The organism is Mesorhizobium sp. Mes31 (assembly GCF_024519675.1).
Taxonomy (GTDB): Bacteria; Pseudomonadota; Alphaproteobacteria; order Rhizobiales; family Rhizobiaceae; genus Mesorhizobium.
The window spans coordinates 45,195-61,584 of sequence record NZ_JALJRL010000022.1 but is presented as its reverse complement, the minus strand read 5'-3'; the positions used below and the strand labels follow the sequence as shown (position 1 = coordinate 61,584).

Below are 16,390 nucleotides of genomic sequence, written 5' to 3'. Positions count from 1 at the left end.
TCAAGCCTTGTGGATGGGACGCGACGTGGCTTCCCAGGCGCCGCCGACATCGGCAAGGCGGGCCTCGATGCACTCGACGTCGAGCATGATTGTGCCGCCGCCCGAAAAGATCAGTTCGACGATGCCGGCCGGCTTGCTGATCTCGATGAAGCTGATCGCCAGCAGGGACAAGATCTCGCCTGGTTTGTTGCGGGCGATGCCGTTGGTCTTGACGCCAAGCACGCGGTCGAAATGCAGCACGGCCTGCCGCCGTTCATTGTGCCGGCGAAACAGGCCGGTCTTGGCCTCCCAGACGAAGCGGTTCATGGTCAGCACGAAACGCTTGGCCGCAGGCAGGAATTCAAGGTCACTGACCTTCATCACGGCGTCCTGGACATGGGCCGAGACGATGCTCAGATCCTGATCGTCGAGTGCGATAAGCTTGAGGGCATTCATGCGGATTTCGCACCTGGAAGTTGACTGTTCAGCCTTCTGTTAGAGCATGATCCCGAAAAGTGGAAACCGGTTTTCGGAAAAGATCATGCTCCGGCAGGAAATTTGCCGGTCTTGTCGCTCGCTGCAACCGCGCCAATAACTTCGGTTGGCGCTGCCCCAAATCGCCCTGCAGGGCACTTCTCCCCGTCACTATCCGGGGAGAAAGTGCTGGCAGGTCGATAAGCGGCAGCGCTGACTTCGGCGATTGGTCCTTGTCGGAAGCGATCGTTAACCCGAAATCCGCTCGATCACCGCACCGCAATTGGACAGCTTTTCCTCCAGCCGTTCGAAGCCGCGGTCGAGATGGTAGACCCGGTTGACCGTGGTCTCGCCTTCCGCGGCGAGACCGGCGATGACCAGCGACACCGAGGCGCGAAGATCGGTCGCCATGACCGGCGCGCCCTTGAGCTTCGGCACGCCGTCGACGATCGCCGTCTGGCCGGACAGCGTGATGTGCGCGCCGAGCCGGGCCAGTTCCTGCACATGCATGAAGCGGTTCTCGAAGATCGTTTCGGTGATGCGCGACTTGCCCTTGGCCATGGTCATCAGGCCCATGAACTGAGCCTGCAGGTCGGTCGGAAAGCCCGGAAACGGCGCCGTCGTCACGTCCACCGGCGAAATGCCGGCGCCGTTGCGCTTCACACGAATGCCGGAATTGGTCTGCGTGATCTCGGCGCCGGTCTGCGAAATCACGTCCAGCGCGGTCTGCAGCAGCTCTGGTCGCGCGCCTTCGAGCACGACGTCGCCGCCGGTCATCGCCACCGCCATGGCATAGGTGCCGGTCTCGATACGGTCGGGGATCACCCGGACCCGGGCGCCCGACAGCGATTCGACGCCGTCGATGGTGATGGTCGGCGTGCCCGCGCCATGGATCTTCGCGCCCATGGCGTTGAGGCACTCGGCAAGGTTGACGATCTCGGGCTCGCAGGCGGCGTTTTCCAGCACCGTCTCGCCCTTGGCCAGCGACGCCGCCATCATCAGCACATGGGTGGCGCCGACAGAGACTTTCGGGAACACGTAGCGATTGCCGACGAGCCGGCCATTTCTGGTCTTGGCGATGACATAGCCGGTGTCGACGTCGATGTCGGCGCCCAGCGCCTGCAGGCCTTCGAGGAACAGATCGACCGGCCGAGTGCCGATGGCGCAACCGCCCGGCAGCGACACCTTGGCCTCGCCCATGCGGGCAAGCAGCGGGCCGATCACCCAGAACGACGCGCGCATCTTCGACACCAGCTCGTAAGGCGCTGTCGTGTCGACGATGTTGCGGGCGGAGAAATTGATGGTGCGCGAATAGCCCTCATTCTGTTTCTCGCGGCGGCCATTGACCGAATAGTCGACGCCGTGATTGCCGAGAATACGGATCAGCTGCTCGACATCGGCCAGATGTGGCACGTTTTCCAGCGTTAGTGTGTCGTCGGTCAGAAGCGAGGCGATCATCAGGGGCAGGGCCGCATTTTTCGCGCCCGAGATCGGAATGCTTCCGGCGAGCTTGTTGCCGCCGACAATTCTGATGCGATCCATGGAAGAACGTCCCTCTCGGCCAGGAAAGGCCGGTTCAATCGTTTGAGTATCGGCCCGTCTAGACCATTGGCCGGTCTGGTTCAAGAATTAGGATTTCGGCCACCCTCGGCCAAGCGTGGCTGATTTGAGTTAATCTTTTTGCATTTCCTTCGATCCGCCCAACCCATCCGGACGCTGGTCGGTTTCCCCGGCGCGCCGCTTGTCGGCGTCGCCACTGCGGCGCGAGCGCGATTGCGCCTTGCGCTTCTGCAGATTGGCGCGCAATTGCTCGGCGAGCCGGTCCTTGCGGTTCGTGCCGTCCTTCTTCGGTGGTATTGTCTTATCGCTCATCGTCCCGCCCCGGCCGGCGACCGGCCAGCCTGCCATTCAGGCATAGCCAACATTGTGGCGCGGCCATGTCATTAAAAGGTATCCGGCAAAGGCTTTCACAGATGCGTGGTTCTTGGCCTTGCGCTTGCCGGTTCGATATGGCAGAAGCCCCGCCATCGGCGGCTGCGGTAGCTCAGTGGTAGAGCACTCCCTTGGTAAGGGAGAGGTCGAGAGTTCAATCCTCTCTCGCAGCACCAGCGTTTCCTCTGAAATCACTCATACTCTTTGAATTGCAGCGCATCTGCCTTGCATACAAGACAGCGAGCATCTTGCCCGTTACCTTTGGCCGGCAAGCCTCGAGAGGCTGCCCAGCAACATTGTTCTGTCTTTGCCGATCATCAGCACGCCGCTGTCAGGGGCCAGCAGCGCGGAGAACGGCAACATGGCCGCGCCGATCGGCGACGCCTCGGGGCCGAATTGTCCAGAAACGATTTCCGGCGCCACGATGCCGATGGCGCTGGTCCGGTTGAACTGGGTCTGCACCCTTGCCAACAGCTCGAGATGGATAGGCCGCGGCAGGATGCTGTCGAGAACGATCGCCTCGATGTCGATGACAGAGGTGATGGCGATGATCGCCTCGACCAGCGCGTTGGCGCAATCGTCGATCCATTCGAACAGTGGCTCGCGCGCTCCTGGCGGCAGCGGATCCAGTTCCCGGACACGATTGATCTCGACGCCGCGCGACTTGAGATGATTGACCAGCACGTAGATCGAGGCGCGATGCAGCAGGCTCTGGTAGCGCGCCGGCTTGGCTGCCACCGAATCGAGGCTTGAAGGCGAGACCGGCAGCGGGCCGAGCGCGGCGCTGTTGCCATGCGGACCGGTATGGACCTTGCCGCCTTGCACCAGCCCGCCGCCGACGAAAGTGTCGATCGAGATATGCATGAAGTCGCGGAACCGTGCGCCGGCCCCCTGGATGAGTTCGGCCAACGCCGCCGATGAGGCGTCGTTCTCCACGAAGACCGGGGTCTTCGACCGGGTGGTGAAGAATGTCGTCAGGTCGATCGCATCCCAGCGGCTGCCAAGATCATCGGGAAAGCCGAGCTCTTCGCTCCAGCCACCGAGGAAATAGGGCGAGGCAATGCCGACGCCGACGATGCTGGCATCGCCAAGACCGGCGACCACCTTGTCGAAATTGGCAAGCGACATATTTCCGGCCCTGAGCACCAGATCGGGATCCGGAAACCGGTATTCGTGCGACTCGCGGGCACGGACCTCGCCGGCGAAGTCTACCAGCACGGCTTCCAGCGCACGCCGGCCGATCTTGATGCCGACGCTGTAGATCCGCTCCGGCGTCAGCCTGTAAAGTGTGGAAGGAGATCCGCGTTGCCCGAACCTTTTTCCCACTTGCTTTACGAAACCAGAGGACTCCAGCCCGTCGACAATGGCTGCGACAGCGGCCGGTGTCAGATTTGCGGCGCGCGCCAGGTCAGACTTGGAAGCCTCCTTCAGTCTGCGGATGGCATCGAGCACGAAACGCTCATTGTAATGCCGAACCTTGACAGAATTACTGCCTTTTCCAGACAAAACCGGCGCCTCCATTCATCTTTCATCGAGCCAGCCTGGCCGCCTGCAGCTGTGAAGCTGCTGCGGTCGAGGCATTCCGACCGCGCCTGTGCGCGACACGACAGTGCCCGCCGGGGCAACGGAAGTCAATTTTCCAGTTGCGGCCTCGGCCTATTTAATATAGCAAATTGAAAAAATAACAACGACTGGACAATGACTGGGAGGAGAGGTGCTGCATTCAGGCGCACATGGCGAAGCCGATGCCGCGGTGACGAGGAAGGTGGCTGTCCCCGTAGCCCTGGTTCAGGCGACAAAGGCCTTCGGGGGCACGATCGCCCTTAAGGACGCGTCCTTCGAATTGCGCTCCGGAGAGGTGCTGGCACTGCTTGGCGAAAACGGCGCCGGCAAGAGCACGTGCGTGAAGCTGCTGGCCGGGGTGTATTCTCCCACCAGCGGCCATGTCGAAGTCGACGGCAAGCATGTGGTCTTCCATTCGCCGCACGACGCTCAGGCTGCCGGCATTGCGGTCATGCACCAGCATCCCGGCCTGTTCCCGGACCTTTCGGTTGCGGAAAACATCTATCTCGGTCACATGCCGCGCGACCGCTTCGGCGGCATCGACAACGCAGCCATCCTGGCTGGCGCGCGCAAGGTTCTGGCGACGGTCGGCCTCGATGTGCCGGCCGAAACGCGGCTGGGAACGTTGCGCACCTCCGAACAGCAATTGGTCGAGATCGCCCGCGCGCTCTCGCTCGACGCGCGTGTGCTGATCATGGACGAGCCCACGGCGGCCCTGTCGCAGCGCGAGGTCGAGCGGCTGTTTACCGTCGTTGCCGATCTCCGGCTGCATGGCGTGGCGATGATGTTCGTCGGCCACCGCATGGACGAGATCTTCCGCATCGCCGACCGTATCGCCGTGCTGCGCGACGGACGCCTTGTCGGCGTCAAGCCGAGGGCAGAGCTTGGCCGTGCCGCCGCCATCGGCATGATGGTCGGCCGCGAACTGACCGACCTCTATCCCGAACGGCGCCACGCCACTGGCGCGCTTGTACTGGAGGCGAGGGGGCTGTCGCGCGCCGGCGGCTTTTCCGGCATTGACCTCAAGCTCCACGCTGGAGAGGTGCTCGGGCTTGGCGGTCTGGTCGGCAGTGGGCGGACCGAGATCGCGCGCGTGCTGTTCGGCATCGACCAGCCGGACGCCGGCGAAATCCTGATCGACGGCGAAGCTGTGCGCTTCGCAACGGCGCGCGACGCCATGGATGCGCGCATCGCCTATGTCTCGGAAGACCGCATGGGCCAGAGCCTGGTGATGGATTTCTCCATCCTCGACAATGCCGTGCTGCCAATACTCGACAAGGCCGCCCCGGCAGGCCTCTACGGCACGGATCGCGCGATCGATCTGGTTGCGGACTGGCTGAAGCGCATGAAGCTGCGCTTTTCCGGCTACGGACAGCCGGTCAAGGAACTGTCCGGCGGCAATCAGCAGAAGGTGGTGCTGGCCAAATGGCTGCGCACCGAACCGCGCGTCCTCATCCTCGACGAGCCGACGCAAGGCATCGATGTCGGCACCAAGGCGGAAGTGCACGCGATGATCGCCAATCTTGCGGCGCAGGGCATGGCGATCATCCTGATCTCTTCCGAGATGCCCGAACTCATCGGCATGTGCGATCGCATCGTCGTTCTGCGCGAAGGTCATCGGATGGCCGAATTCGCCAGGGGCGAAGCCAGCCAGGAAAAGGTGCTGGAAGCGGCGACCAAGACCGACGAGCGCGTCGATCCGACGGCGCAGGCGGAGCGTGCCGCCTTCGACGAGAAGAAAAAAGGACCGCTCGATTTCCTGAAGCGGCGAGAGTTCGGACTGCTCGCCGCAATACTGGCGGTCGCCATTCCGGTCACCATTATCAACCCGCGCATGGTGAGCGCGGCAAACCTGACCGCCGTGTCGATGGACGCTGCCTTGCTGGTTGTTGCGGCCCTCGCACAGATGCTGGTGCTGATCACCCGCAACATCGACCTTTCGATCGCCGCGGTGATCGGTCTTTCAGCCTATATGGCGGCCAGCATGGTTCAGGCCTATCCGGGACTCGACATCGGTATCGGCCTGGCGACCGCATGCGCGGTCGGGGGTGTCGCTGGCCTGATCAACGGCCTTGTCGTCACCAGGGGAAAGATCCCGGCCATCGTCGTCACCCTGGCCTCAATGTCGATCTTTCGCGGCTTCAACTCGATCTGGGCTGCGGGCGACCAGATCAGCGCCGACGAGGTCACGCAGGCTTGGCTCGACATGACCGGCCTGAAGATCGCCGGCGTGCCGCTGATCGTCGTCATCGCCATTGTCATCCTGTGCGCCGGCTACGTGCTGCTCTATCGCACGGCCATTGGGCGCGAGCTGTTCGCCACCGGCTCCAACCCGGACGGGGCGCGTCTCATCGGCATCCCCGTCGACCGCCGCATCCTTCTGGCCTTCGGCATGGCCGGCCTGCTCGGCGGCCTGTGCGGGGCGCTCTGGGCATCCCGCTACGCCACAATCGATGCGCGTGTCGCGCTCGGCTTCGAACTCACCGTGATCGCTTCGGCGGTGGTCGGCGGCGTCGCCATCCGCGGCGGTTCGGGCACGCTGCTCGGCATCATCCTTGGCGCGCTCACCCTGCTGGTCATCAAGAACGGGCTGACGCTGGTGCGCGTCGACCCGCTGTGGCTGCAGGGCGTCTACGGCCTGGTGATCCTGGTCGCCATCGGCATCGACACCTTCATCGTGCGGCGCGCGGAGCAGGCCAGACAGGTGAGGGCGAGATGAGAAAGTTCCTCCGTTCGATCGACTTCTGGGATCTGCTGCTGGCGATCTCCTGCCTGGCCATATTCCTCTACGCGGCGATGTTCGTGCCGAACTTCGTTTCCGGCTTCAATCTCTCGCAACTGGCCGCGAGCGCCTCGGAAAAGGCGCTGCTGATCCTGCCGATGACGCTGCTCATCATCACCCGCGAAATCGACCTGTCGATCGCCTCGGTGCTGGCGCTGACATCCGTGGTCTTTGGCCTGCTCGTCCAGGCCGGGGTGCCGACGCTGGCGGCAATCCCGCTGACGCTCGTCGCCGGCGGCCTGCTCGGCGCCTTCAACGGCTATCTGGTCTCGGGCTTGGGACTGCAGTCGCTGGTGGTGACGCTCGGCACCATGGCGCTCTATCGAGGGATTGGCTACATCCTGCTCGGCACCGGTTCGGTCAACATCCTGCCGCCTGCGGTCGTCGATTTCGGCATCAACAACCTGCCCGGCACCGAGATACCGTGGACCATCGTGCCATTTCTGGTGCTGGCGCCGGTGTTTGCCGTCATCCTGCAGAAGACGCCGACCGGCAAGCGCATCTACGCGCTTGGCGGCAGCCCGGAAGTGGCGCGCTATTCCGGCATCAACACGCGCCGGATGGTCCTGAACCTGTTCGTGGTTTCAGGCGCCATCGCCGCCATTGCCGGCATCGTCTATACGGCGCGCCTCTCCAATGCCCGCGCCAACAATGCGCTCGGCATGGAACTCGACGTCATCACCATCGTGCTGCTCGGCGGCGTCAGCGTCTTTGGCGGCAAGGGCCGCCTGACCGGCGTCATGCTGGCGCTGGTCCTGATCGCCATCATCCGCAACGTGCTGGCGCTCAACCAGATCGGCGGCGACGCGCAGGGCATGATCATCGGCCTGCTTCTGATCGGCTCGCTGCTGGTCGGCAATTACTGGCGCTCCACACAGGAGATGCTCAGCAGATCGCGCGCCATGCGCGAGACCAAGGGGTGATCTCGGGCCCCTTCCTTCAAGCCCGAATTTTTTGACGGAGGAGTTACAATGAAAGCGTTTAGATTAGCCCTGCTCGCATCCGCGGTTCTGCTCGCGCCGACCTCGCTGGCCCTCAGCCAGGAGTGCGCCAAGGAACCTGTAACGGTTGGTTTCCTGCCCAAGCTCGACACCGATCCCTACTTCAAGGTGGCTTTTGGAGGCGCCGAAGAGGCGGCGAAGGAAATTGGCGGCACTGCGACCCAGGTCGCTCCATCGCAGGCGACGGCTGAGGCGCAGATCGAATTCATCAACAGCCTCGTGTCGCAGAAGGTCGGGGTCATCGCAATTGCCGGCAACGACGCCAATGCGGTTGCGCCTGCGCTGAAGCGCGCCGTCCAGCAGGGCGTGCGGGTGATTTCGTATGACTCCGATGTGGCGGCCGACGCCCGCGCGGTATTCGTGAATCAAGTGAAGGGCGACAGTCTCGCCGAAATGATGCTGGAAAGTGCATTCAATCTCAGCGGCGGTGAAGGCGAGTTCGCGATCCTGTCGTCGACGCCCACGGCGACCAACCAGAACGCCTGGATCGACTTCATGAAGGCGAAGATGGCGGCCGAGCCGAAGTTCTCCAAGATGAAGCTGGTGCAAGTCGCCTATGGCGAAGAAAGCGAGCAGATCAACCAGCAGCAAGCGCTGGCGCTGGTGCAGGCGTTTCCGGATCTCAAGGTGATCATCGTTCCAGCAGGCATAGGCCTTCCGGCGGCCGCGCGTGCTCTCGAGGAGGCGGGCATGATCGGCAAGGTCAAGCTTACCGGCCTGGCACCGGCCACCCTGATCTCGAAATACATCAAGGACGGCGCCGCACAGGATATCTGGTGGAATGTCACCGATCTTGGCTATCTGACCTATCAGACTGCCCAGGCGCTTGCGCAATGCAAGATCACCGGCAAGGAAGGTGAGAAGTTCAAGGCAGGCAGGCTCGGCGAATACACGATTGGCGCCAGCGGCGAATTGATCCTTGGACCGGCGAAAATCGTGACCCCCGAAAATCTGGCCGAGTTCAAGTTCTGATCCTGCCGACTGAATCCGCAGTGGGGGCGCCGACCTGATTGGCGTCCCTGCGTCTCTTTGATCGACCGATTGGCGCAGGTGCGACGATGAACGTGTTGCTTGCAGGTGAAACCTTCGCGGCTACGACCTCGGTCGCCGTAGGCGGCGATGTGTTGACAAGTGCGACCTCGACAAATGGCGCGACGGCGTTCAACGCCGCACTCGCCATGGAGGACATTGCTGTCACGCAGATCGGTGGCGAGCGCTGCGCGGCGGAGTTTCCCTTCGACCTCGATGCGCTCGCGCAATATCAGGCGGTGGTGATCTCCGATGTGGGCGCTCTGACATTGCTGGTCACGCCTGATGCCCGCGCCGGGCGTGTCGGCGTCAACCGCCTCGAAGTGCTGAAAGCCTATGTCGAAAACGGCGGCGGGCTGATGCTGGCCGGCGGCTATATGGGCTTTCAGGGCATGTTCGGGACGGCGCGGTTCCACGACACCCCGGTCGAAGACGTGCTGCCCGTGCGCTGTTTGCCGTTTTGCGACGGCATGGAAGTGCCCCAGGGCCTGCAGGCGTCCATCCTGCAGTCTTCCCACCCGATCTTTACCGGGGTGGAGGGGCCTTTGCCGCCGATCCTCGGCATGAACAAGCTGGATTTCAGGCGCGACGGCTCGTCACGGCTGCTGGCGACCTGCCACCATCGCGGCACCGACTGGCCGCTCCTTGCCGTTCGCAGCCATGGCCGCGGCCGCACGGTCGCTTGGGCGACCGACATCGGTCCGCATTGGCTCTCGCAGGATTTTCTCCAATGGCCGCTCTACGGCAAGCTGATCGCGAACATGGTGCGGTGGCTCGCCGGCACCGAATAAGAGAGGCGGATAGCTGGGTTGCGTGTCGTTTGCCGGTTTCGCTGCAGGCCTTAAAGCGATGGCTTTCAAATCCCCTCTCGCAGCACAAGTCTCCCTGGTTCCGTGAATTGGCCGCGTTGGCGCCCCCGGCGGTTGTCAGCTGTGGAGATGCGTCAGTTCCACGCCCGGCTCCATCCTGGATGTCGGACACTGTTGTTCGGCGGACCGGCGACAAGGTTAGGGTCGAGCGCCAAGGTGAGGCCGAAAAAAGCTGGCCAGCGGTCACTGCGGTCGATGGTCATTTTCGAAAACAGGACTGGCACTCGTTTTGCGACTGCCCCTGTGCCGGCTAATCCCGGTCCTGATTTGGGACACAAATCAGGTTCGGCTCGCCGGGGGACAGTTGGGGTTGGGGTCAACCCCCCGGCGAGTTCGCTCTAGACTTTGAAGTAAAGGGGCTGCGATTCCAAATCATAGCTCATTCATTGCTGGCGTTCTCTCGCTTTCGTGTTACGTTTGATCGGGCAACCGGGGGGTGGCATTAATGTATCGAAATGATCCAGAGCTGTGCGCTCGCGCGACTGCACGAGGCGTCACCATATACCAGCGCTCGAAGACAGTGTGGATTGCTGCCGGAAAGTACAGAGGTCGAGATATTCAAGTGAAGGGCCGCTCGCCAACAACGGCCCTGACATTGTGGAAGGAAGCCGTACAATACCGAGGTTCGGGGATATAGCCGCGCGGCCAGATGCGGCCGACGCCCTCGGGATTTGGGTACTCCATCGAGCGCCGGCCCCGGCGGGGTTGGGGTCCCGCCGCTGCATAAAGTTAGCTGATTCTAAAATAATAAGAAATGATGCGATGGCGCAGCTGGGTCTTCGCCTTCCGCTTCCCGGGCGCCTCGCCAAACTCGTCCACAAACCATCGAACACATCCGTTCGGTCCGGCACGCGAATGCGTTTTGCCCGGAGCGGCCCTACGCATGGCAATCGATCCAGGGAATGTTTGCCGCAGGATACGCCTCCCTGTAAGATATTTTCCAAATTTGACAATCTTCCATGAAATTGTAATGTAATTGCCTTTCCGTCAGCGATAGGCGAGGACCATGTCGATCCGCGAAGAACTGGCCAATACGACCTTGGCGTTCACCTCGGCGGAAGCGAAGATTGTTCAGGTTCTCCTTGCCGACTATCCCATGTCGGGACTTGGCACGGCGACCAGGCTGGCACGACGCGCCGGCGTCAGCGACCCCAGCGTGACGCGCCTGATGACCAAGCTTGGCTATGTCGGGTTTGCCGACTTCCAGGCGCGTTTGCTCACCGAAGTCGAATCGAGGCTGCATTCGCCGCTTTTGATGATGGAAGCCAAGCGCCCGGGCGGCTCCAGCGAAGGCACGGCGCTCGCCTATTTCCATTCGGTTTCCGACAGTCTGGAGCGCACGCGCACCGCGGTGCCGTTGCAGGCTTACACCCGCGCCGTCAATATGCTGCTTGAGACCAGGGGTCAGGTCGTGCTGCTCGGTGGCCGCTTCAGCCGGCATATCGCGTCCATGCTTGCGGGCTACCTCCTGCAATTCCGTTCCGGTGTGCGCGACATCGGTTCGTTGAGCCCCGCCGATTTCGACCTGTTGATCGACCTTGGCAAACGCGATCTTCTCGTCGTGTTCGATTACCGGCGCTACCAGTCGGATGTGGTGCGCTTTGCCCAGCAGGCACACGAACGTGGTGTCTCCATTTTGCTGTTCACGGATGTGTGGCTGTCGCCGATAGCAGAGATCGCCGACCTGACCATGGTCGCGGCGATTGACGCCAACTCGCCGTTCGACACGCTGGCAACCGCGGTCGCCCAGATGGAAACCGTCTTTGCCCATGCGCTGGAAGGCCATGGCGCCGGGGTCCGCAAGCGCATCGAGGATATCGAGAAGATCCGCAGCGCCAATGCGGTCACGCTCGATGCCGCGGAGTCGCCACTGGCGGATGACGCCGCCAAACCAAAAACTACAAGGAGATAGCGTCGATGCGGCCTGGCGCCGTCGCGATGCAACAAGGGAACCGGCAATGCCTGACAACCAAACCATCATCGCCGCCGTGCAGGCACAGATCGAGACTGATCGCGACTGGCTGGTCGGGCTGACCCGCGACATGGTCCGCATCCCGTCGGTCAATCCCAAGTTCGAGCCCAATCCGGCGATCAACCGCGAGGCCGATGTCCAGGCATTGCTCGAACCGATCCTCAAGCAGGATGGCTTCCGCACCGAACAATGGGATGCCTTGCCCGGCCGGCCCAACCTGGTCGGCGAATGGGCGGGCGATGAGGATCGCAGCCTGATCCTGTGCGGGCATATCGATGTCGTCCCGGTCGGCGCGATGAAGGACTGGTCTGTCGATCCGTTCGGCGGCGAGATCACGAATGGACGCCTCTATGGCCGCGGTGCCGTCGACATGAAGGGCGGTGTCGCCGCTTGTATCGCCGCCGCGCACGCGATCCGCAAGGCGGGCATCACGCTCCGCGGCCGGTTGGCAATCCATTCCGTCGTCGACGAGGAGGCCGGTGGCTTCGGCGCCATGGAGGCGGTGAAGAAGGGCAAGCTCGCCAAGGCGGTGCTCGTCGCCGAACCGACCTGGGGTGATGTCCTGCCGGTTGAGGGCGGGCTGGAATGGGCGCGGGTGACGATCCGTGGCCGCAACGCCCATTCGGCGCTGCGCTACAACGAAATCTACCCGCAGCGCCACGACAAGGACCGCCTGGAGCCTGGCGTCAACGCGATCGAGATCGCCGCCCGCTTCATTGCCGCTGTCCGCCAGTATGAGCTGGACCGGACGCGCGCGAAATCCCACCCGCTCTTGCCGCTCGGTATGAACACCATCAACATCGGCGTCATGCATGGCGGCACCGGCCTTGGCGAGCACGGCCTGCCGACCGTGATGACCAACCCGGCCATCATCCCCGATGTCGCGGTGCTCGACCTCGACATGAAATTCCTGCCGGACGAGAATTCGGCCGACTATCGCCGCGACTTCGAGACCTTCGTCCATCATTTCGCGCAGACCGATGCCTGGCTGCGCGACAACCCGCCGACCATCCAGTGGGAGCTCGGCGGCCTGTATTTCCCACCGATGAACACGCCCGTGGACCACCCGTTGGTGACGTCGCTTATGAAGCGCAAGGCCATGGTCGGCAAGGCGCCGCAGGCACGCGGCTTTGTCGCCGTGTGCGATGCCGCGCACTATGCGGGCGCTGGGGTCGACGGCGTCATCTTCGGCCCGTCGGGCGACGGCTTCCACGGATCCGACGAATATGTCGAGGTCGATTCGGTCGTCGAGACCGCGAAGGTGATCGCGGCGTCGGTCATCGACTGGTGCGGCGTCCGCTGAAGCGGAGCCGCCGTTTCGAAACGATCAGGCCGTGCGCCCAAGGCGCCCGGCGGTCCCGTTCCAGGCGGACTTGATCATCCCGGCCAGCCCGCTCGGATAGGCCAGCATCACACCGATGATCAGCACCGCGGTGATCATCGGGCGCCACGCCCCGAAATCGGCCATCCACTCGGCGAAGATCGTCAGCACGAAAGAGGCGATGATGGCGCCGTATATGGTGCTGGTGCCGCCAAGCAGCACCATCGACAGGATGATGGTCGCCAGGCTCATGCCGAACACGTCGATCGATGCATTGCGCTGGTAGGCGGCATAGAAAGCGCCGGCGATGCCGGTGAAGAAGGCGCTCGCGGCAAGCGTCAGCATGCGCTGGCGCACGATCGATACACCGCGGCTGATGGCGTATTCCTCGTTGTCGCGCAATGCGACGATGCTGGCGCCGGCGCGCGAGCGCACGAACACGCGCAGGAACAGCGTACTCGCCACCAACAGGGCCAACGCGATATAGAAATAGGCGAACTTGCCGTCGCGGACCATGTTGTGGTCGAACACATAGAGTCCAGGAATACGGACCAGGCCCTGCGTGCCACCGGTGATGTCGGACTGGCTGATGATCACCTGCATGACCAGTTGCGCGAAGCCGAAGGTGACCAGGATGATGTAGATACCTTTCAGCCGCAGGATCGGAATGGTCACCAGGATCGCCGCCAGCGTGGCGATGACACCGCTGGCAAATAGCGCGATCCACGGGTCGAATTCGGCCAGCTTGGTCAGCAGGCTGTAGGCATAGACCCCGATGCCGAACAGCGCCAGATGGCCGAAATTGAAGACGCCGCCATAGCCGAGGCTCAGGTCCCAGTTCGACGCGACGATCGCATAGATGAAAGCCATGATCAGGATGTGGCGGGGATAGGTGTCGCCAAAGATCAGCGGCAGCAGCGCCAGCAGCACGAAGCCGAGTACGAAGCCCACCGCTTCGTGTTTCCACGGCGTGCGGCCGGGAGCGATCGGGATTGCCGCCTCTGCGTGGCTGGCCGTGATCGGCGATGTCGTGTCGGTCATGCGAGTCCTCGGGAACGGCTGGCGAAAATCCCCTCGGGGCGCACCATCAGGGTCAGGATGAGCACGCCGAACAGCAGTGCCGGCGTCCAGTAGAGGCCGAAATAGTAGCTGCAGGCGGCCTCGAAGAAGCCGATCAGATAGGCGGCGAAGATCGGTCCCGATATGCTCGATATGCCGCCGAAAACGACGACGATCAGCGCCTTGAGCAGTGGGTCGCTGCCCATCACCGGCGACATGAAGCGATAGCCGCCCATGAAGATGCCGGCCAGCCCCGCGAGCGAAGCGGCGATGGCGAAGGCCAGTCCATAGAGCGCGGTGACATTGAGGCCGACCAGGTGGCTGGCGTCCTCGTTCTGCGCCACGGCGCGCAGCGCCAGTCCGAGCCGCGTGCGGTTGAGGAACATCCACAGCGCCGCCAGGATCAGCGGCGTGATGACGATGATGGCGATCTGGTGCAGGGAGACGCCGACACCGCCGATGGTGGCGTTGCCGGCGATCAGGGCGGGGATCTGCTTCGAGCGCGGGCCCCAGATGGTCAAGGCGCCATTCTCGATCAGCGACCCGGCCGCCAGCGTGGTGATGACGACGACCAGCACGATGTTGGGCCGGCCGATCAGCGGCCGCACGACGCTCGCCTGCAGGATCCAGCCGACGCCGGCCATGACGACGACGGCGACAGGAAAAGCGACGGCCGCCGGCAGGCCGAATTCGACCAGTTGCCAGGCGATGTAGGCGCCCAGCATCATGAACACGCCATGGCTGAAATTGAACACGCCGATCGTCGTCCAGACCAAGGCGAGCCCGACCGCCATCATGGCGTAGAGCGAGCCCTGGAACAGGCCACCGAACAGGATTTCCGCCAATGCGCTCATGTTCGGATTCCTTGAGCATTTTCCAGCCAGGCGGAATCGCCTGGCGTCGCAGAAATGCGGCTAAAACAAACAGGGCGGGATGCCAGGTTCAATTCGAATGCATCCTGCTCTAATGGCCAAAATACATCGACATGATCTCGCCGTGGTCGAGGCTTTCGCCCGGCTTGATCTCGGTCGCCACCGCGCCATGATTGACGAGGTAGAGTTGCTGCGTCAGCTCCAGCAGGAACTCGATGTCCTGCTCGACGACGATGAGCGGCACGCCGCCGCGCGAAATGTCCATCACGGAGGCGCAGAGTTCGTCCTTGATCTTGGGCGCCAGACCAAGCGTGGGCTCGTCGAGGATCAGCAGGCGCGGATGGCTCATCAGCGCCGTGCCGATCGACACCATCTGGCGCTCGCCGCCCGACAGCGTGCGCACCCGCTGGCGCCAGCGCTCCGCCAGTTTCGGGAACAGCTTGATCACCTTCTCGCGATTCTCCGCCTCATGCGGGCGGGCACGCGGCGAATAGGCACCGAGCGCCATGCAGTCGGCGATGGTGAGGTCGGGAAACAGGCGGTTGCCTTGCGGCACATGGATCAGGCCGGCGCCAACGATGGCGCGTGCGCTGTGGCCCACAATATCCTGTCCGTCGAACAGGATGCGGCCGCTTTGGGGTTGCAGCAATCCGGAGATGGCGCGCAGCAACGTCGTCTTGCCGTGGCCGTTGGGCCCGAACAGGCCGACATTGCCGAACCGGCCGGCCTCCAGCGAAATATCGTGCAGCACGGTGACGCGGCCATAGCCGGCGGTGACGCCTTCGACGGTGAGGATGGGGTTCACGCCACCGCCCTCCTTGTTCCCAGATAGGCTTCGATGACGCGCTGGTCGGCGATCACGCTGGCGGGTTCGCCGGCAGCCAGGACGCGGCCATTGTTGAGCACCAGCAGGTGCTTCGAAAGGCTCATCAGGAAGGTCAGCACGTGTTCGATCAAAAGGATGGTGATGCCGCGTTCGGCGGTGCGGCGGATCAGGCCGATCGACGTCTCGATCTCGGGTTTGGTCAGGCTCGACGCCGGTTCGTCAAGCAGCAGCATGCGCGGCTGCATGGCGATCGCGGTGGCAAGCATCAGGCACTTGCGCTCGAAGACGGAAAGCTCGCCGGCAAGCCGCCCGAAGGACGCGGCCCCCAATCCGACGAACTCCAGCGCCTCGGCGGCGGCATTGCGGGCGGCCGCAGCCTTTTCCTGCTTGCCGTAGCTGGCGCCGATCAGCGCGTTCTCGAACACGGTCAGTCCGTCGAAACTGGTCTCGCGCTGAAACGTGCGGGCAAGGCCGAGGCGCGCGATGACGTGCCCCGGTCTGCCGTTGAACGCACTTCCGTCAAAGCGGATACGGCCCCGGTCGGGCCCGAACGGGATGCCGGTGATGATGTTGAACAGCGTGCTCTTGCCGCTGCCGTTCGGGCCGGCGATGCCGAAAATCTCGCCAGCCTCGACCTTGAACGACACGCCGTCGACGGCCTTCAGCGAGCCGAAGGCCTTCGACACGTCGTCCAGTTCAAGCAGTGCCATT

General features: G+C 63.1%; 14 protein-coding genes and 1 tRNA gene. 7 read left to right on the top strand and 8 right to left on the bottom strand.

Annotated elements, in window-relative coordinates; translation table 11 throughout:
* The 3 genes from NR193_RS27940 to NR193_RS27930 form a co-directional block, all read right to left on the bottom strand.
* Nucleotides 1-435: a DUF2948 family protein gene (locus tag NR193_RS27940; protein ID WP_256753935.1), complete on the bottom strand. Its 435-nt coding sequence runs from the start codon at nucleotides 433-435 to the stop codon at nucleotides 1-3.
* A 267-nt stretch (nucleotides 436-702) separates the two neighbouring features.
* Nucleotides 703-1,995, bottom strand: coding sequence for a UDP-N-acetylglucosamine 1-carboxyvinyltransferase (murA, locus tag NR193_RS27935; protein WP_256753934.1), 1,293 nt, complete (start codon nucleotides 1,993-1,995; stop codon nucleotides 703-705).
* Nucleotides 1,996-2,124: 129 nt separating this feature from the next.
* Nucleotides 2,125-2,325 (bottom strand): hypothetical protein, encoded by a 201-nt coding sequence (locus NR193_RS27930; protein ID WP_256753933.1) that lies wholly within the window; start codon nucleotides 2,323-2,325, stop codon nucleotides 2,125-2,127.
* 161 nt (nucleotides 2,326-2,486) lie between these two features.
* On the opposite strand from NR193_RS27930, the gene NR193_RS27925 reads away from it, so the two are divergent.
* A tRNA-Thr gene (locus NR193_RS27925) sits at nucleotides 2,487-2,561 on the top strand.
* 79 nt (nucleotides 2,562-2,640) lie between these two features.
* Here NR193_RS27925 and NR193_RS27920 read toward each other — a convergent pair.
* Nucleotides 2,641-3,837: an ROK family transcriptional regulator gene (locus tag NR193_RS27920; RefSeq protein WP_256753932.1), complete on the bottom strand. Its 1,197-nt coding sequence runs from the start codon at nucleotides 3,835-3,837 to the stop codon at nucleotides 2,641-2,643.
* A gap of 262 nt (nucleotides 3,838-4,099) precedes the next feature.
* Here NR193_RS27920 and NR193_RS27915 point away from each other — a divergent pair, with 262 nt between their 5' ends.
* From NR193_RS27915 to NR193_RS27890, 6 genes are all read left to right on the top strand, one after another.
* Nucleotides 4,100-6,667 carry an ATP-binding cassette domain-containing protein gene (locus NR193_RS27915; RefSeq protein WP_256753931.1) on the top strand — a complete coding sequence of 856 codons (2,568 nt, stop codon included), beginning with the start codon at nucleotides 4,100-4,102 and terminating at the stop codon, nucleotides 6,665-6,667.
* Nucleotides 6,664-7,653 carry an ABC transporter permease gene (locus NR193_RS27910; RefSeq protein WP_256753930.1) on the top strand — a complete coding sequence of 330 codons (990 nt, stop codon included), beginning with the start codon at nucleotides 6,664-6,666 and terminating at the stop codon, nucleotides 7,651-7,653. The genes NR193_RS27915 and NR193_RS27910 overlap by 4 nt, the downstream gene beginning before the upstream one ends.
* A gap of 48 nt (nucleotides 7,654-7,701) precedes the next feature.
* Nucleotides 7,702-8,703 carry a rhamnose ABC transporter substrate-binding protein gene (locus tag NR193_RS27905; protein ID WP_256753929.1) on the top strand — a complete coding sequence of 334 codons (1,002 nt, stop codon included), beginning with the start codon at nucleotides 7,702-7,704 and terminating at the stop codon, nucleotides 8,701-8,703.
* A gap of 86 nt (nucleotides 8,704-8,789) precedes the next feature.
* Nucleotides 8,790-9,551, top strand: a complete 762-nt coding sequence (locus tag NR193_RS27900; RefSeq protein ID WP_256753928.1) for a glutamine amidotransferase — start codon at nucleotides 8,790-8,792, stop codon at nucleotides 9,549-9,551.
* 1,084 nt (nucleotides 9,552-10,635) lie between these two features.
* A complete protein-coding gene (locus NR193_RS27895) occupies nucleotides 10,636-11,541 on the top strand; it encodes a MurR/RpiR family transcriptional regulator (protein ID WP_256753927.1) in 906 nt (301 codons plus the stop codon).
* 46 nt (nucleotides 11,542-11,587) lie between these two features.
* Nucleotides 11,588-12,904 (top strand): M20 family metallopeptidase, encoded by a 1,317-nt coding sequence (locus tag NR193_RS27890; RefSeq protein ID WP_256753926.1) that lies wholly within the window; start codon nucleotides 11,588-11,590, stop codon nucleotides 12,902-12,904.
* Nucleotides 12,905-12,928: 24 nt separating this feature from the next.
* Here NR193_RS27890 and NR193_RS27885 read toward each other — a convergent pair whose 3' ends face one another.
* The 4 genes from NR193_RS27885 to NR193_RS27870 form a co-directional block, all read right to left on the bottom strand.
* The gene (locus tag NR193_RS27885) at nucleotides 12,929-13,963 is read right to left on the bottom strand and encodes a branched-chain amino acid ABC transporter permease (RefSeq protein ID WP_256753925.1); all 1,035 of its coding nucleotides are present in this window, start codon (nucleotides 13,961-13,963) and stop codon (nucleotides 12,929-12,931) included.
* The gene (locus NR193_RS27880) at nucleotides 13,960-14,835 is read right to left on the bottom strand and encodes a branched-chain amino acid ABC transporter permease (protein WP_256753924.1); all 876 of its coding nucleotides are present in this window, start codon (nucleotides 14,833-14,835) and stop codon (nucleotides 13,960-13,962) included. Before NR193_RS27880 ends, NR193_RS27885 begins: the two co-directional genes overlap by 4 nt.
* Before the next feature lie 109 nt (nucleotides 14,836-14,944).
* Nucleotides 14,945-15,658 (bottom strand): ABC transporter ATP-binding protein, encoded by a 714-nt coding sequence (locus NR193_RS27875; RefSeq protein ID WP_256753923.1) that lies wholly within the window; start codon nucleotides 15,656-15,658, stop codon nucleotides 14,945-14,947.
* Complete coding sequence (locus tag NR193_RS27870) at nucleotides 15,655-16,389, bottom strand: ABC transporter ATP-binding protein (RefSeq protein ID WP_256753922.1); 735 nt, start codon at nucleotides 16,387-16,389, stop codon at nucleotides 15,655-15,657. The genes NR193_RS27875 and NR193_RS27870 overlap by 4 nt, the downstream gene beginning before the upstream one ends.
* Nucleotide 16,390 lies beyond the last annotated feature (1 nt).

Bases quoted from the DNA above. Each gene is read 5' to 3' on its own strand.
- NR193_RS27940 (WP_256753935.1), bottom strand. From the start codon at position 435: ATGAATGCCCTCAAGCTTATCGCACTCGACGATCAGGATCTGAGCATC.
- murA (WP_256753934.1), bottom strand. From the start codon at position 1,995: ATGGATCGCATCAGAATTGTCGGCGGCAACAAGCTCGCCGGAAGCATT.
- NR193_RS27930 (WP_256753933.1), bottom strand. From the start codon at position 2,325: ATGAGCGATAAGACAATACCACCGAAGAAGGACGGCACGAACCGCAAG.
- NR193_RS27910 (WP_256753930.1), top strand. From the start codon at position 6,664: ATGAGAAAGTTCCTCCGTTCGATCGACTTCTGGGATCTGCTGCTGGCG.
- NR193_RS27905 (WP_256753929.1), top strand. From the start codon at position 7,702: ATGAAAGCGTTTAGATTAGCCCTGCTCGCATCCGCGGTTCTGCTCGCG.
- NR193_RS27900 (WP_256753928.1), top strand. From the start codon at position 8,790: ATGAACGTGTTGCTTGCAGGTGAAACCTTCGCGGCTACGACCTCGGTC.
- NR193_RS27895 (WP_256753927.1), top strand. From the start codon at position 10,636: ATGTCGATCCGCGAAGAACTGGCCAATACGACCTTGGCGTTCACCTCG.
- NR193_RS27890 (WP_256753926.1), top strand. From the start codon at position 11,588: ATGCCTGACAACCAAACCATCATCGCCGCCGTGCAGGCACAGATCGAG.
- NR193_RS27885 (WP_256753925.1), bottom strand. From the start codon at position 13,963: ATGACCGACACGACATCGCCGATCACGGCCAGCCACGCAGAGGCGGCA.
- NR193_RS27880 (WP_256753924.1), bottom strand. From the start codon at position 14,835: ATGAGCGCATTGGCGGAAATCCTGTTCGGTGGCCTGTTCCAGGGCTCG.
- NR193_RS27870 (WP_256753922.1), bottom strand. From the start codon at position 16,389: ATGGCACTGCTTGAACTGGACGACGTGTCGAAGGCCTTCGGCTCGCTG.